At 70.5% G+C, this 14,911-nt stretch carries 14 protein-coding genes; 9 read left to right on the plus strand and 5 right to left on the minus strand.

All coding sequences use genetic code 11. The features are described 5' to 3' along the window. The first annotated feature begins 197 nt into the window (after positions 1 to 197). Positions 198 to 1,580, plus strand: a complete 1,383-nt coding sequence (locus tag ABD262_RS04970; protein WP_344132053.1) for an alpha/beta fold hydrolase — start codon at positions 198 to 200, stop codon at positions 1,578 to 1,580. A 91-nt stretch (positions 1,581 to 1,671) separates the two neighbouring features. Here the strand turns inward: ABD262_RS04970 and ABD262_RS04975 are convergent, their stop codons facing one another. After that, entirely contained in the window at positions 1,672 to 2,049 is a 378-nt protein-coding gene (locus ABD262_RS04975; RefSeq protein ID WP_344132056.1) for a hypothetical protein, read from the minus strand. Between the two features lie 146 nt (positions 2,050 to 2,195). Here ABD262_RS04975 and ABD262_RS04980 point away from each other — a divergent pair, with 146 nt between their 5' ends. Then, positions 2,196 to 3,653, plus strand: a complete 1,458-nt coding sequence (locus ABD262_RS04980) for an MFS transporter (protein ID WP_344132059.1) — start codon at positions 2,196 to 2,198, stop codon at positions 3,651 to 3,653. Between the two features lie 105 nt (positions 3,654 to 3,758). On the opposite strand, the gene glnA is transcribed toward ABD262_RS04980, so the two are convergent. Continuing rightward, the gene (gene glnA / locus ABD262_RS04985; protein ID WP_344132062.1) at positions 3,759 to 5,183 is read right to left on the minus strand and encodes a type I glutamate--ammonia ligase; all 1,425 of its coding nucleotides are present in this window, start codon (positions 5,181 to 5,183) and stop codon (positions 3,759 to 3,761) included. A 132-nt stretch (positions 5,184 to 5,315) separates the two neighbouring features. Between glnA and ABD262_RS04990 the strand changes: the two genes are divergently transcribed. Continuing rightward, on the plus strand, positions 5,316 to 5,792 hold the full coding sequence (locus ABD262_RS04990; RefSeq protein ID WP_344132065.1) for an RDD family protein: 477 nt from the start codon (positions 5,316 to 5,318) through the stop codon (positions 5,790 to 5,792). A gap of 29 nt (positions 5,793 to 5,821) precedes the next feature. Here ABD262_RS04990 and ABD262_RS04995 read toward each other — a convergent pair whose 3' ends face one another. Then, positions 5,822 to 6,427 (minus strand): PadR family transcriptional regulator, encoded by a 606-nt coding sequence (locus ABD262_RS04995; protein ID WP_344132068.1) that lies wholly within the window; start codon positions 6,425 to 6,427, stop codon positions 5,822 to 5,824. Continuing rightward, positions 6,424 to 7,263 (minus strand): DUF4097 family beta strand repeat-containing protein, encoded by an 840-nt coding sequence (locus tag ABD262_RS05000; RefSeq protein ID WP_344132071.1) that lies wholly within the window; start codon positions 7,261 to 7,263, stop codon positions 6,424 to 6,426. The genes ABD262_RS04995 and ABD262_RS05000 overlap by 4 nt, the downstream gene beginning before the upstream one ends. Before the next feature lie 129 nt (positions 7,264 to 7,392). Here ABD262_RS05000 and ABD262_RS05005 point away from each other — a divergent pair, with 129 nt between their 5' ends. The 6 genes from ABD262_RS05005 to ABD262_RS05030 all read left to right on the plus strand — a co-directional run bounded on the left by ABD262_RS05005 (position 7,393) and on the right by ABD262_RS05030 (position 14,139). Next, positions 7,393 to 8,271 (plus strand): ATP-grasp domain-containing protein, encoded by an 879-nt coding sequence (locus tag ABD262_RS05005; RefSeq protein WP_344132074.1) that lies wholly within the window; start codon positions 7,393 to 7,395, stop codon positions 8,269 to 8,271. 143 nt (positions 8,272 to 8,414) lie between these two features. After that, complete coding sequence (locus tag ABD262_RS05010) at positions 8,415 to 9,671, plus strand: ABC transporter substrate-binding protein (RefSeq protein WP_344132077.1); 1,257 nt, start codon at positions 8,415 to 8,417, stop codon at positions 9,669 to 9,671. Between the two features lie 151 nt (positions 9,672 to 9,822). Beyond that, positions 9,823 to 10,782, plus strand: coding sequence for a carbohydrate ABC transporter permease (locus ABD262_RS05015; protein WP_344132080.1), 960 nt, complete (start codon positions 9,823 to 9,825; stop codon positions 10,780 to 10,782). A gap of 7 nt (positions 10,783 to 10,789) precedes the next feature. Continuing rightward, complete coding sequence (locus ABD262_RS05020) at positions 10,790 to 11,725, plus strand: carbohydrate ABC transporter permease (RefSeq protein ID WP_344132083.1); 936 nt, start codon at positions 10,790 to 10,792, stop codon at positions 11,723 to 11,725. Next, on the plus strand, positions 11,722 to 13,095 hold the full coding sequence (locus tag ABD262_RS05025; RefSeq protein WP_344132086.1) for a GH1 family beta-glucosidase: 1,374 nt from the start codon (positions 11,722 to 11,724) through the stop codon (positions 13,093 to 13,095). Before ABD262_RS05020 ends, ABD262_RS05025 begins: the two co-directional genes overlap by 4 nt. A gap of 18 nt (positions 13,096 to 13,113) precedes the next feature. Continuing rightward, positions 13,114 to 14,139 (plus strand): LacI family DNA-binding transcriptional regulator, encoded by a 1,026-nt coding sequence (locus tag ABD262_RS05030; RefSeq protein ID WP_344132089.1) that lies wholly within the window; start codon positions 13,114 to 13,116, stop codon positions 14,137 to 14,139. Between the two features lie 21 nt (positions 14,140 to 14,160). On the opposite strand, the gene ABD262_RS05035 is transcribed toward ABD262_RS05030, so the two are convergent. Continuing rightward, complete coding sequence (locus ABD262_RS05035; RefSeq protein WP_344132092.1) at positions 14,161 to 14,895, minus strand: DUF4191 domain-containing protein; 735 nt, start codon at positions 14,893 to 14,895, stop codon at positions 14,161 to 14,163. Between the last annotated feature and the right edge of the window lie 16 nt (positions 14,896 to 14,911).

Here is a 14,911-nt window from a genome sequence, read left to right on the forward strand (position 1 = left end):
CCTCTTCACAAGCGTTGGTGTGCCTCGAGGTTGACGCACGGTCCGCCGGTTCGCCCCGGTCAAGTGACCGGGTTTCACCGCCGGCGCGGGCCGGGCGCAGATCCCGGCCATGTGACCGGGGCGAGCAGATCCGTTCACCGTGACCGTGGTCCCGTGGCCGACCACTCCCGGACGGCCAGGAAGAGGGAATGACCGTCATGACCACCACCGCACGCACCACCCCCTCCAAGGTCGAGAGCAGCGCGTCGACCACGCGGGTCGGCCCGGTGGGCCGCATCACGTTCGCGTCCATGGCCACCGGCGTGGTCGGTGCCGCCGCGCTCGTCTTCGGCGTCGTACCGAGTGCATCCGAGGCCCGCGTCATCGGCGCAGCCCTGGTCGCGTTCGCCGCCGGATGGGCCTTGCTCGCGTTCCTCACCACCCGCCTGACGACCCGTCCGCAGCGATGGGCGTATGCACCCGCCACCGTCATGGCGAGCGCTGGAGCCGTCGTGGCCGCCGTCGACCCGGGCGAACCGGCCATGACCGCCCTGGCGTGGGTGTGGGCGCCGGCGCTGGTGGTCCTCGCCGTCTGGGTCGAGCGACGGGTGCGGCACGACGTCCCGGGACGGGCGCGGCTGCTGGTCTACCCGGTCACGTTGGCGATGCTGCTGGCCGGGCTCGGCGGCCTCTACCAGGCCACCACCAGGTCCCCACAGACCGCGGCCGGCCCGATGCCGGGCAGGCTCGTCGACGTCGGCGGGTACCGACTGCACCTGGACTGCACGGGCACCAGCCCCGCCGGTGGCCCCACCGTCGTGCTGCTCAACGGTCTCGGTGAGTCGTCACCCCTGTGGGCGCGCGTCCAGCCCGCCGTTGCGGCCACCAGCCGCGTGTGTGCCTACGACCGGGCCGGTCAGGGCTGGAGCGACGACTCGTCGAACCCGGCTGACGCCACCACTGCCGCCACAGACCTGCACAGTCTGCTGGCCGCGGCGGGGGAGACCGGCCCGTTCGTCCTGGCCGGCCACTCCAGCGGCGGCGTCCACGCCCTGACCTACACCCAGCTGTACCCCGACGACGTGGCTGGTGTCGTCCTGCTCGACAGTGCCAGCCCGCGCCAGGTCGAGCTCGTGAGGCCCTTCACCGGTGAGTACCAGGTCATGCGCTGCGTCCTGGCCATCGCCCCGACCCTGTTCCGGTTCGGGGTCGGTCACCTCCAGTCGGCCCTGACGAAGGTCTCCCTGCCCGGCAACGCCGGTGAGCAGGTGTCTGCCTTCGCGAACAGCCCGCGAGGTTGGGCCAACACACGGGCCGAACAGGCCGCCCTGCCGATCGCCTTCCGTCAGGCGCAGGCGCTGACCACCCTGGGGAGCACCCCGCTGGTCGTGCTGACCGCGAAGGACAACGTCGACGCCAAGCCGGGTTGGGGCACGGCGCAGGACCAGATGGCCGACCTGTCGACCAACTCGCGGCACACCGTCGAGGACCTGTCCCACGTCGGGCTCCTGACCGAACCCACCGGTGCCACCTCGACGGTCGCGGCAATCGACGACGTGGTCACCGCCGCGCGCACCCACACCTCGCTGCCCAACCGCTGAGGCCACCAGAGCCCACAGCGCTCCAGCACCACCCGGCCCGGCGGCCGGACCGACTCTGGTCCGCCGGGCCCGGGACGCGCTCGGTCCAGGGTCAGCCCTGGAGGGCGACCGCGACGGTGAGAGCGGACAGCAACGCCGCGACGGGAGTCATCACGACGCGCTCGGAGCGGCTCTTGGACGCCAGGTTGCCCGCAGCCCCGAGGAGGAAGAAGCCGGCGATCGCCCAGGTGGCAACGGCCGGGATGCCGTGACCACCGCCGTCCTGGGCGGCCCGAGCGAGGATCACCCAGCCGAGGACGACGTAGACGACGATGACGACGAGGCTCCCCACGCGCAGCCGCGCGGGAAGGACGTCGTGCTGACCGCCCCAGGCGAGCCGGCCCCACGGCACGCCGCAGGCCAGCAGTGCCTGGAACACTGCCAGGGCTCCGAGGAGGACGCAGGCGGCGACAGCGGCGGGAGTGGTCACACCCGGGAGCGTACGGGCCGCGCCCGAGGTCGGTGTCCCGCTTGGTGGCCTGTCCCGAACCCGGCCATTTCACCGGCGCGAACACCTCGCCCGTCGCGGCACCGTGGTCGTGGAAGACAGCCCGTCCCACACCCCAGGAGCACCCCGTGTCCGCCACCCTCGAAACCCCCGCCAGCACGGCATACGCTGCCCGTTCCGGCGCGTCCGACGCCACGAGTCGGCACGCTGCCCGACGTCGCTGGGTCGCCCTCGGACTGCTGGTGTCCGCGCAGTACGTGGTCATGCTCGACACCTCCATCGTCAACGTGGCGCTGCCCTCCATCCAGGCCGACCTCGGGCTCAGCCCCACCGCCGTCACCTGGGTCGTCAACGCGTACGTCCTGGCCTTCGGGGGGCTGCTGTTGCTGTCGGGCCGGGTCGCAGACCTGTTCGGACGCCGTCGCATGTTCGCCGGCGGTTCGGCCCTGTTCACCCTGGGGACCCTCCTCGCCGCCGCTGCGACGAACCAGGGGCTCCTCCTGGGCGGGCGCATCATCCAGGGCGTCGGGGCCGCCGCTCTCAGTCCGGCGGCGATGTCGCTGCTCCTGCTGACCTACCCCGGCTCGACGCGAGCCAGGGCGATGAGCATCTGGGGCGCCGCCTCGGCCCTCGGAGGCGCCACCGGCGTCATGGTCGGCGGGCTGCTCGTCGGCTCGCTGGGGTGGTCGTCCGTCTTCGTCGTGACCGTCCCCTTCTCCGTCGCCGCCGTGGCCCTCGCCCGCTTCGTCCTCCCGGAGGGTGCCCGGGGTCCACGCCGCCGCTTCGACTGGCTCGGCGCGGCCACCATCACCGGTGCGGTCCTCGCCCTCGTCCATGGCGCCCTCGGCATCGCCGAGCGCGGGCTGGCCTCGCCGACCGTGCTGGCAAGCCTCGGCGCCTCCGCAGGCCTGGTTGCCTTCTTCATCGCCGTCGAACGCCGGAACCCGGACCCACTCGTGCCCCTCGAGCTCTTCCGGTCCCGAGCCCTCAGCGCTGGTGTCACGCTCGCCGTCCTCGGGGGCGCCGCCCGCGCCTCGACCTTCGTCCTCGTCGCGCTCTACCTCCAGCAGGCCCTGGGCATGGCACCCCGCCAGGCCGGCCTGAGCATGGTCCCCACGTCGCTCACCGGGTTCGTCGTCTCTCTGGCGCTCCTGCCGCGCATCCTGCGCGCCCTCGGTCCCCAGCGCACGCTCGTCCTCGGCCTCGTCGTGCTCGCCGCCGGGCACCTCTGGCTCGCGAACGCACCGATGGAGGCCGGGTATGCCGTGGCCGTCCTCCCGGGGCTGCTGCTCGCCGCGATCGGCGTCGCCCTCAGCTTCACCCCCACCACGATGGTCATCGCCGCAGCCGCGCCCGACTCCCACACCGGGCTCGCGTCCGGGCTCGCCGGCGCCGCGACCCAGGTCGGCGCCGCCCTCGGCACGGCCACCTTCACGGCGGTCGGGATCTGCGTGGGAGCCGAAGGCGCCACCACACTCAACCCCGCTGGCTTCACCGCCGCGTTCACCGCAGCGGCAGTGGTGGCCCTGGCGACCGCCGCCCTCGGATCCGCCTCTGCCCGAACGCCGCGAACGCGGACCCCGTGACGGGATCCGCGTTCGCAGGGCGTTGCTGTTGAACCAGACTCGCTCGATCCTCGCTCGCTCAGATGTCGCTGTCCCTTCGTTCGACATCTGACTCCGCAAGCTCCGTCAGATATCGAAGTACATCTCGAACTCGTGCGGGTGCGGGCGGAAGCGGATCGGGTCGACCTCGTTCTTGCGCTTCCACTCGATCCAGGTCTCGATCAGGTCCTTGGTGAACACGTCACCCTCGAGCAGGAACTCGTGGTCGGCCTCGAGGGCGTCGAGCACCTCGGGGAGCGAACCGGGGACCTGCGCGATGGCGTCGTGCTCCTCCGGGGGCAGCTCGTAGAGGTCCTTGTCCACGGGCTCCGGGGGCTCGATGCGGTTCTTGATGCCGTCCAGGCCGGCCATCAGCATCGCCGAGAACGCGAGGTAGGGGTTGGCCGACGGGTCCGGCACGCGGAACTCGACGCGCTTGGCCTTCGGGTTGTCACCGGTGATCGGGATGCGGATGCAGGCCGAGCGGTTGCGCGCCGAGTAGACTAGGTTGACCGGGGCCTCGTAGCCCGGGACCAGGCGGTGGTAGGAGTTCACCGTCGGGTTGGTGAACGCCAGCAGCGCCGGGGCGTGCTTGAGCAGTCCACCGATGTACCAGCGGGCGATGTCGGACAGGCCGCCGTAGCCGCGCTCGTCGTAGAACAGCGGCTCGCCGTCCTTCCAGAGCGACTGGTGCGAGTGCATGCCCGAGCCGTTGTCACCGAAGATCGGCTTCGGCATGAAGGTGACGGTCTTGTCGCCCTTCCACGCCACGTTCTTGATGATGTACTTGAACTTCAGCACATCGTCGGCAGCCTGCTTCAGCGTGTTGAAGCGGTAGTTGATCTCCTGCTGACCGGCGGTGCCGACCTCGTGGTGGGCGCGCTCGACGGTGAGGCCGGCGTCCTCGAGGGCAAGGGTCATCTCGTCGCGCATGTCGGCGAAGTGGTCCACCGGGGGCACGGGGAAGTAGCCACCCTTGTAGCGGGTCTTGTAGCCCTTGTTGCCACCCTCCTCCTCGCGCCCGGTGTTCCAGGCGGCCTCGACGGAGTCGATGAAGTAGTAGCTGGCGTTCTGCTTGGTCTCGAAGCGCACGTCGTCGAAGACGTAGAACTCCGCCTCCGCACCGAAGTAGGCGGTGTCGGCGATGCCGGTCGACTTGAGGTAGGCCTCGGCCTTGGCCGCGATGTTGCGCGGGTCGCGGGAGTACTCCTCGCCGGTGAACGGGTCGACGATGGAGAAGTTGAGGATGAGCGTCTTTTCCTTGCGGAACGGGTCGAGGTACGCGCTCGTGGGGTCCGGGACCAGCTTCATGTCGGACTCGTGGATGGCCTGGAAGCCGCGGATCGACGAGCCGTCGAACATCTGGCCTTCCTTGAAGAACTCCGCGTCGAGGCTCTTGGCCGGCACGTTGAAGTGCTGCATCACGCCGGGCAGGTCACAGAACCGCACGTCGACGAAGATCACGTCCTCGTCCTTGATGAACTTCAGGACCTCGTCAGCATTGCTGAACAAACCAACCTCCTGTGGTGGGGCGGGCGAAACCGCCCATGACTCAACTGGTGTCGCCGTCGACCCTAACGGGTGGGGATTTCTCGCCCATGACCCGAATGTTTCGCGGGTGTTACGACGTGAGAGGCTGGCGCCGTGGTGGACCGCAAGGACCTCGGGTCCTGGCTCGAAGGCCCGGGTTCGCGCTCAGGCGCCTCCTCGGCATACCCCGGAGAGCGACTGGGTATGCCGCGCACCGGCCGCGGCTCGATCGCCCGGTTCGGGCGTCGCCTGGTCGGCGTCCTCATCGACTGGACCGCCTGCCAGCTCATCGCGGCCGCGCTCTTCGACGTGCCGCTCCCGTTCGCCGGCGTCGCGTCCGGCAACGACACCCTCATCCTGCTGGGCCTGTTCGCCCTCGAGCAGCTGCTGCTCGTGGGGACGGCGGGCTACACGCTCGGCCACCGGGTGGTCGGCCTGCGGGTGCTGTCCCTGGACGGCCAGCGGGCCCGGCCGTCCCAGGTGCTGGTGCGCACCGTCCTGCTGTGCCTGTTCCTCCCCGCGATGTTCTGGGACAAGGACGGCCGCAGCCTGCACGACAAGGCGGCCGGCACCCTCATCGTGCGCACCTGACCCCACCTGTCGGGGAGGGGAGGGTCAGCTCAGCGGCGGTTGAAGACGTCGCGGATCCGGCCGCTCGCCTCGGTGAGGATGTCGATGATCTCGCGGCTCTGCTCACTGGTAAGCCCGTGCCGCTTCCACGCGCTGCGGGCTTCCGAGCGCAGCTCGGCCACTGCCTGCTCGAGGTCGCGGATCGCGCTCGGGTCGCTGCCCTTCCAGCCGTTCCACGACTCCTGGCCGCCGACCGGGGTGGCCGTGCGGCGGGCCTCCTGGGCGGCCGCCTTCAGCTCGGCCCGTAGGTCCTTGGTCTGCCCGCGGACGCGGGAACGCACCTGCTCCGCCAGCTCGCGCACCGAGAGGTCGAGGTCCGACTCCAGGCTCGACAGCTCGTCCTGGCGCTCGCGCACCTCCTGCCGCCCGGCCTCGGTGATCCGGTAGATCGCCTTGCGCCCCTCCTCGGCGCGCTCGACCAGCCCTTCCTCCTCCAGCTTGGCCAGCCTCGGGTACACCGTGCCGGCGCTGGGGGAGTAGAGCCCGTTGAACCGGTGTTCGAGGTCCTGGATCACCTCGTAGCCGTGGCGCGGCCCCTCGTTGAGCAGCGCCAGCAGGTAGAGCCGGAGCTGGCCGTGCGCGAAGACGGGGCTCATGCGGACGTCCCACCCGGCTGCGCGGTCGCGGCGGTCTTGAGCACCACGACGTTCCCCGAGACGGCGTTGGCCTTCACCCGCAGGCTGCCGTCACCGTCGGTCAGGCGGTTGCCCGGGGGGCGCGAGTGCTTGTGGATGGTGTGGCCGTCGATGACGACCTGTCCTGAGGCGGTGTTGGCGCTCACGTCGTAACCGCCGTGGGGGGCGCGGACCGTCACGTCGCCGGAGACGGACGTCGACTTGATGTTGGCCGTGCCGTTGAGCAGGTCGAGCGCCACGTCGCCGCTCACCGTGCTGATGCTGACCTCGGGCACGTCGCTCTGCTGGGCGGTGACCGCACCCGAGACGGAGTGCACCTTGAGCCGTCCGCGCACGTTGCCGCACTCGACCTCACCGCTGACCGTGTTGATGTCGACGTCGCCGACCACGTCATCGATGGTGATCGACCCCGACACGGTGTTCGCCCGCGCGCCGGCCCGCATGCCGGCCAGCAAGCCGCTGGCGCTCACCGTGCTCACGGAGGTCTCGGCGTCCTCGGGGATCGAGATGCTCAGCGCCACGCGGTTGCGCTCGAGGCCCTCGAAGGCCTGCCGCACCTTGTCGAGGATGCTGGTCGAGTCGACACCGTGGGTGATCTTCAGCTTCGACCCGTCCCAGGTGACCTTGACCGGCATGCCCTCGACCTGGGCGATCTCGACGCGGGCGGTGGGGGAGTCAGTGTGCGTGACCACGTCGACGCGGCCGCCGACCACGGCGACGCTGAGCCGGCCGACCTTCTCGCCGTCACCGCCGATGTCGAGCACCCGTGGGGTGTCGATCGACCATTCCTCGCTCATGGGGTGTCCTCTCGTCATGTCCCAGCGCGACCGGGAGTCACGCTATATCGCGTTGTTGACAGTCACGTTATATCGCGTATGCCGCGTCGCGCAAGCCCCGCTCGGACGGCCGCTGCCACACTGGTCACCGTGAGCCGCATCGCCCTCTGCACCTGGTCGGACCCGTCGTACGTCGACCCGGAGCCCCCGGCCATCGCCGCCGAGCTGCGCGCCCTCGGTCACGAGGCCGAGGTCGTCGTGTGGCACGACCCGGCCGTCGACTGGGCGTCCTTCGACCTCGTCGTGATCCGCTCCACCTGGGACTACTTCGACCGCCTCGACGAGTACCTCCGGTGGGCTGACCAGGTGGATTCGGTGTCGCGGATCATCAACAGCCCCAGGGTGATTCGCTGGAACTCGCACAAGGGCTACCTGCTCGAGCTGGGCGCGGTCGGCCTCCCGGTGCTGCCCGCCCTCGCCCTGGCGAGGGGGGCAGCGGACCCCGTCGAGCGCCTCGTGGCGACCGGCTGGGACGAGGTGGTCATCAAGCCGGCGGTCGACGGCGGCGCCAGGGGCGCCCTCAAGGCGCCGGCCCGCTCGCCCGAGGCGTGGGCGCACCTGGAGGCGCTCGTCGCCGCGGGCGACGTGATCGTCCAGCCGTATGCCCCCGGCGTCGAGGTGGGGGAGGTGTCGCTGTTCTTCTTCGGTGGCGAGCTCTCGCACGCGGTGCGCAAGGTCCCCAAGCCCGGCGACTACCGGGTCCAGGCCCTGCACGGCGGCTCGGAGCAGGTCCACCAGCCGACGCCGGCCGAGCTCGACGTGGCCGGTCGGGCGATGGAGTGCGCTCCGGACGCCCTGGTCTACGCCCGCGTCGACCTCATCGAGGTCGACGGGGAGCCGACCCTGATGGAGCTCGAGCTCATCGAGCCCGACCTCTTCCTGCGGATGGCGCCGGGCTCGGCCGCCCGGTTCGCGGCCGCGGTGGCGGCGACGCTGCAGCCCGCCGAGACCGCGAAGATCACGGGATGATCACGAAATGAGAACGCTCCCACGGAACTCTTGACCCGACGGCAGGCCCGGTCCCACGCTGTTCGGGAGCGCTCCCACGAGGGAGCCCGACGAAAGGTGCAACGGTGCACTCACGCTCTCGCTGGCTGGTTCCCGCAGCCGCAATGATCGCTACGGCCGCCCTCACCGCCGCCTGCGGTGGCGACAACGGCGGCTCCACCTCACCCGGCGAGAAGGTCACGCTGCGAGTGAGCACGTTCGGCAAGTTCGGCTACACGGACCTCTACCAGCAGTACATGAAGGACCACCCGAACATCACGGTCGTGGAGACCGCCGAGGGCGACCTCGGCAAGTACAACACCCAGCTCATCCAGCGGATCGCGGCCGGCTCCGGTGCCGGGGACGTCGTGGCCATCGAGGAGGGTCAGGTCGTCAACTTCCTCCAGAGCGCCGACAAGTTCGTGAACCTGCAGAAGTACGGCAGCAACGAGCTCAAGGACAACTGGCTCCCGTGGAAGTACGCCAACGCCACGACGGCGGACGGCAAGACCACCATCGGCCTCGGCACCGACGTCGGCGGACTGGCCATGTGCTACCGCAAGGACCTGTTCGAGAAGGCCGGCCTGCCGACCGACCGCGTCGAGGTCGGGAAGCTCTGGCCCACGTGGGACGCCTACATCGCCACGGGCCAGAAGTACCAGGCCGGCATCAAGGACGCGAAGTCGCACTTCGTCGACAGTGCCACGAACACCTACAACTCGATCCTCATGCAGTCCGGTGACCACACCTACTTCGACCGCAGCGACAAGCTCGTCATCGACAGCAACCCCGCGGTGAAGTCGGCCTGGGACGAGTCCCTGAAGATGGTCGACACCGGCCTCTCGGCCAAGCTCAAGGCCTTCTCGCCGGAGTGGAACGCCGGGTTCAAGAACGGCTCGTTCGCCACCCTCGCCTGCCCCGCGTGGATGACCGGCTACATCAAGGACCAGGCCGGTGCCGCGAACTCGGGGAAGTGGGACATCACCACCGTCCCCGGCGGTGGCGGCAACTGGGGTGGCTCCTGGCTCGGCGTGCCCACGCAGAGCAAGCACCAGAAGGAGGCGGTCGAGCTCGCGAAGTTCCTGACCACCGGTGAGAGCCAGCTCGCGGCCTTCAAGGCGGCCGGCAACCTGCCGTCGAACCCGAAGCTCTACACCGAGGCAGCCCTCAAGGACGCCAAGAACGACTACTTCAACAACGCGCCCGTCGGTGAGCTGTTCGTCGCCGGCGCCGCCAACCTGAAGCCGGTCTACCTCGGCGCCAAGAACCAGCCGGTCCGTGACGCCGTGGAGAACGCCCTGCGCGCCGTCGAGGGCGGGCAGCGCAGCGCCGCAGCCGGCTGGAGCGAGGCCATCGCAGCCGCGCAGAAGGCGGCGAAGTAGCCGCGACCACGCGGCACACCAGCTGCGGTCGGGTGCCGGCACTCTCGCGGGCCGGCACCCGACCGCCACCATCGAGGCGGCGGATACCACGGCCACCATCGAGCCGGACACCAGCAGGACAGCAGCACGTCCCACCCACCGAGGGAGAACCGTGACGACCACCACGCCCGTGAAGGCCGCCGGCGCAGCGCCGCCGACGACCGGCTGGCGGCACCGGCTCCGCCGGGCCGACACCCGCCTGTCGCCCTACGCGATGGTCGCGCCGTTCTTCGTCCTGTTCGGGATCTTCGGCCTCTTCCCGCTGGCCTACACGGCCTGGGTCTCCACCCACGACTGGAGCCTGCTCGCGGGTGACCAGGGCTGGGTCGGTCTCGGCAACTACGGCGAGCTGATGCAGGACAAGGACTTCTGGAACGCGATGCTGAACACCTTCGGGATGTTCGTCGTCGCCACCGTCCCGCAGCTCGTCCTCGCGATGGTGCTGGCCCAGATGCTCAACTCCCGGCTGCGCGGGGCGACCTGGTGGCGGATGGGGATCCTGCTCCCGAACGTCACGTCGGTCGCCGCGGTCGGGATCATCTTCACGATGATGTTCAGCCGGGACTTCGGGCTGTTCAACTGGGTCCTCGGCCAGGTGGGCGTCGACCCGATCGCGTGGCAGGACCACCGCTGGTCCTCGTGGCTGGCCATCTCGACCATGGTCGACTGGCGCTGGACGGGCTACAACGCGCTGATCCTGCTGGCCGCGCTCCAGTCGGTGCCGACCGAGATCTACGAGGCGGCCCGCATCGACGGCGCCAACGGCTGGCGGACGTTCTGGTCGATCACGGTGCCGTTGCTCCGCCCGACCCTCATCTTCGTCTCGGTCGTCGCCACCATCGGCGGCACCCAGCTGTTCACCGAGCCGCTGCTGTTCAACCCCGGGGCCAACTCCATCGGGGGCGGCACCACGGGCCAGTTCCAGACCGCGGCGATGTACCTCATCCAGCAGGCCTTCACCGGCCAGCGCTTCGGCTACGCCGCGACGATCGCCTGGGTGCTCTTCCTGTTCATCGCCGTCTTCTCGGCCATCAACGTGCTGCTGCTGCGGCGCATCCGGTCTGCGGAGTGATGCGACGATGACCCAGATCCAGCTGCCCGCTGCCGTGCCCCCGGCCGCCGTCCCCGTCGTCGAGGCGCCCAGCCCCCACCGTCGTCGCTCGCTCGCTCGGCTGGCCGCCCAGAGCTCCGGCGCCACTCCCGCGAGCAAGCTCGTCTACCTCTGCCTGACGATCTCAGTCCTGCTGTCCGCGGGACCGCTCTACTACATGGTCGTGATGGCCTCCCGGCCGAACAGCGACATCACCTCGGTGCCGCCGCCGCTCACCCCGGGCGACCAGCTGGGGCCGAACATCTCGCGCGTGTTCGCCAACCAGGACGTGATGTTCGGGCAGGCGATGGTGAACTCGGTGCTGGTCGCCGGCGTCGCCACCATCTCCGTCGTGGTCCTGTCGGCACTGGCTGGCTTCGCGTTCGCGAAGCTCCAGTTCCGGGGACGAAACGCGTTGCTGCTCATCGTGATCGGCACCATGATGGTCCCGGTCCAGCTGGGGCTCGTGCCGCTCTACATGCTGATGGGCAAGCTCGGCCTCGCCGGCACCCTGCCGTCCGCGCTCCTGCCGTTCCTGGTGAGCGGGTTCGGGGTCTTCATGATGCGTCAGTACACCGCGCAGGCCATCCCCAACGAGCTCATCGAGGCCGCCAGGGTCGACGGGGCGTCGACGTTCCGGATCTTCTTCTCGGTCGTCTTCCCCATCCTGCGGCCCGCCGCGGCGGTGCTGGGGCTGCTCACGTTCATGGAGCGCTGGAACGACTTCCTGTGGCCCTACCTGACGCTCGACGCCGAGCACCCGACGGTGCAGGTCGCGCTGTCGAGGCTCTCGGGTGGCTACTACACCGACCAGGCGCTGGTCATGGCCGGGACCCTCCTCGGGACCCTGCCGCTCGTCATCGTGTTCATCGTGTTCGGCCGCCAGATCATCGGCGGCATCATGCAGGGCGGAGTCAAGGGATGACCATGCCGATCCACCACCAGTCCTTGTCGCGCAGCGACTTCCCCGACGACTTCGCCTGGGGGGTGGCGACGTCGAGCTACCAGATCGAGGGCGCCACCTCCGAGGACGGCAGGGGACCGTCGATCTGGGACACCTTCGCGGCCACGCCGGGGCGGGTGGTCGATGGCGACAACGGTGACGTGGCCGTCGAGCACTACCACCGCTACCCGCAGGACGCCGACCTGATGGCGGGCCTGGGCGTCGACGCCTACCGCTTCTCGGTCGCCTGGCCCCGGGTGCAGCCGACCGGCGCCGGCCCGGTGAACCCGGCGGGGGTCGACTTCTACAGCCGCCTCGTCGACAGCCTGCTCGAGCGGGGCATCACGCCGTGGGCGACCCTCTACCACTGGGACCTGCCCCAACCGCTCGAGGACGCGGGCGGCTGGCCGGCCCGCGACACGGCATACCGCTTCGCGGAGTATGCCGCGCACGTCGCCGACGCCCTCGGTGACCGGGTCAAGCACTTCATCACCCTCAACGAGCCGTGGTGCTCGGCCTTCCTCGGCTACGGGAGCGGCCGGCACGCGCCCGGTCGTGCCGACGGCGCCGACGCCCTCGTCGCGTCCCACCACCTCATGCTCGGGCACGGGCTGGCCGTGCAGGCGGTGCGTGCGCGGGTGCCCGACGCCCAGGTCGGGATCACCCTCAACCTCTACCCGGTGGCGGGGGCCCACGACGGGCACGGGGTGGACGACGCGGTGCGCCGCATCGACGGGCTGTCGAACCGGTGGTTCCTCGACCCGGTCCTGCGCGGCGCCTACCCCAAGGACGTCGTCGAGGACGTCGCCCACGTCAGCGACCTGTCGTTCGTCGCCGACGGCGACCTCGAGGCGGTCAGCGCCCCGCTCGACTTCCTCGGGGTGAACTACTACACCCGCCACGTCGTGGCCCCGGGGGCGTTTCCCGGGTCGGGGGTCGTCGACTTCGCCGACCGCGGGCTGCCCACGACAGCGATGGGCTGGGAGGTCGACGCCGACGGCCTGTTCGACATCCTCACCAGGGTGACCCGCGACTACGGCGACCTCCCCCTGGTGATGACCGAGAACGGCGCGGCCTTCGACGACGAGGTGGGCCCGGACGGGACCGTGCACGACCCGCGTCGGATCGACTTCCTCGCCTCCCACCTCGAGGCCGCCCTGCGAGCCGTGCGGGCCGGCGTGCCCCTCAAGGGCTACTTCGCGTGGTCGCTGATGGACAACTTCGAGTGGGCCGAGGGATATGCCAAGCGGTTCGGCATCGTGCACGTGGACTTCGAGACCCAGGAGCGCACGGTCAAGGACAGCGGACGCTGGTATGCCGCGTTCCTCGCCGGTGAGCGCACGCAATACTGACCCCATGAGGCACAGCTCGTGAGCAGCGGCACCGGCGGTCAGCCGACCCTCGAGGAGGTGGCGGCCCGCGCCGGCGTGGGACGCGGCACCGTCTCGCGCGTGGTCAACGGGTCGCCGCAGGTGTCCGAGCGCACCCGCGTCAGGGTGATGCGGGCGGTCGACGAGCTCGGGTACGTGCCCAACATGGCCGCCCGCGCGCTGGTGACCCGCCGGACCGGGGCCATCGCCCTGGTGATCAGCGAGCCCGAGGAGCGGATCTTCGGGGAGCCGTTCTTCGCCGGCGTCGTCCGCGGCATCACGACGGTGGTGGGGGAGGCCTCACGACAGCTCGTGCTCGCCCTCGTGCAGACCCGCGAGCAGGTCGACCGGCTCGATACCTACCTCACGCCCCAGCACGTCGACGGGGTGCTCATGCTCTCGGCCCACGACGCCGACACGCTCCCGAGTCGGATCCAGGGCCGCGGCCTACCCATCGTGTTCTGTGGCCGCCCCGGGCAGATGGGGGAGATGAGCTATGTCGACGTCGACAACACCGGCGGCGCGCGGGACGCGGTGACGCACCTCGTGTCCAGCGGTCGCGGGGTGGTGGCCCTCATCGCCGGACCACAGGACATGATCGCCGGTCGCGACCGGCTCGAGGGCTACCGCCAGGCGCTGGCCGCCGCCGGCCGCGAGCTCGACGAGACGCTGGTCGAGTTCGGGGACTTCAGTGAGACCAGCGGGGCCTCGGCGATGACGGCGCTGCTGGAGCGGCGTCCGGACATCGACGCCGTGTTCGCGGCCAGCGACCTGATGGCGCTGGGCGCCCTGCGGGTCCTGCGGGAGGCCGGCCGCAAGGTCCCCGGGGACGTCGCGCTGGTGGGGTTCGACGACGGTCCGCTCGCCGCGGTCGCGGACCCGCCCCTGACCACCGTGCACCAGCCCATGGAGCAGCTGGGTCGCGAGATGGCGACGATGCTGCTCGCGCAGATCAGTGCCGGGGGAGTGTCGGCCCCCGAACAGCGGGTCCTCGACACCACCCTCGTCGAACGCGCCTCCGGCTAGCGGCTCAGCGCCGGCGAGGGGCTAACGCCCGCGCATCGCCTTGCGGTCGACCCGGGCCTTGTTCGGGTCCATGCCGGCCGGGATCGGCGGACGCAGGCCACCGAGCGACTTGAGCCGCTTGTTGACCGCCGACACCTCTTCCTTGGTGAGGACCGGCTTCATGCGGGTGATCTTGCTGCCGAGCTTGCGGATCGGCACCTGGTCGGCGCCATCGCCGACGACGACCGAGTGCACCGGCACGCCGGGGGCGACGCGCTCCACCTTCTTGCGCTCCTGCGTGAGCAGCTTGGTGCGGCGGGCGTCAGGACCTTCGCCGATGAGCACGACTCCCGGACGTCCGAGCGCCCGGTAGACGAAGGCGGCCCCGGCGACGTCTTCGGGTCGGGTGCCGCGGGCGCCGTCGACGGCGACCGGCTGCTGGTCGTAGAACCAGCCTCGGCGCAGGGCACCGAGCGCCGCGCCGGCCGCGCCGGGCTGGCCCTCGAGCGAGCGGTACGCCGCCCGCTCCGCCATCCGGGACAGCACGAGGGTGGCGGCGAGCAGACCCACCGGCACCGAGAGGAACAGGGCGTACTTCCAGTGGCCCAGCAGGGCGCCGATACCCACGCCGACGGCGACCACCGCGAGGAACGCGAGCAGCATCCACCACGGGATCGTGGGGTCAGCCTTGCGCGAGGCCGTGAAGACCTGGCGGACCTGGGCGAACCGGCCCGGCTTCTTGGGCGTGTCCGACTGCTGCGTTTCCTTGCGGGCCATGAGGGTCAGGATACGG

Origin of the sequence: Pedococcus bigeumensis (genome assembly GCF_039531795.1) — a bacterium.
Taxonomy (GTDB): Bacteria; Actinomycetota; Actinomycetes; order Actinomycetales; family Dermatophilaceae; genus Pedococcus; species Pedococcus bigeumensis.

Coding starts and splice junctions, on each gene's coding strand:
- ABD262_RS05020 (WP_344132083.1), top strand. CDS start 10,790: ATGACCCAGATCCAGCTGCCCGCTGCCGTGCCCCCGGCCGCCGTCCCC.
- ABD262_RS05000 (WP_344132071.1), bottom strand. CDS start 7,263: ATGAGCGAGGAATGGTCGATCGACACCCCACGGGTGCTCGACATCGGC.
- ABD262_RS05035 (WP_344132092.1), bottom strand. CDS start 14,895: ATGGCCCGCAAGGAAACGCAGCAGTCGGACACGCCCAAGAAGCCGGGC.
- ABD262_RS04995 (WP_344132068.1), bottom strand. CDS start 6,427: ATGAGCCCCGTCTTCGCGCACGGCCAGCTCCGGCTCTACCTGCTGGCG.
- ABD262_RS05025 (WP_344132086.1), top strand. CDS start 11,722: ATGACCATGCCGATCCACCACCAGTCCTTGTCGCGCAGCGACTTCCCC.
- ABD262_RS04970 (WP_344132053.1), top strand. CDS start 198: ATGACCACCACCGCACGCACCACCCCCTCCAAGGTCGAGAGCAGCGCG.
- ABD262_RS05010 (WP_344132077.1), top strand. CDS start 8,415: ATGATCGCTACGGCCGCCCTCACCGCCGCCTGCGGTGGCGACAACGGC.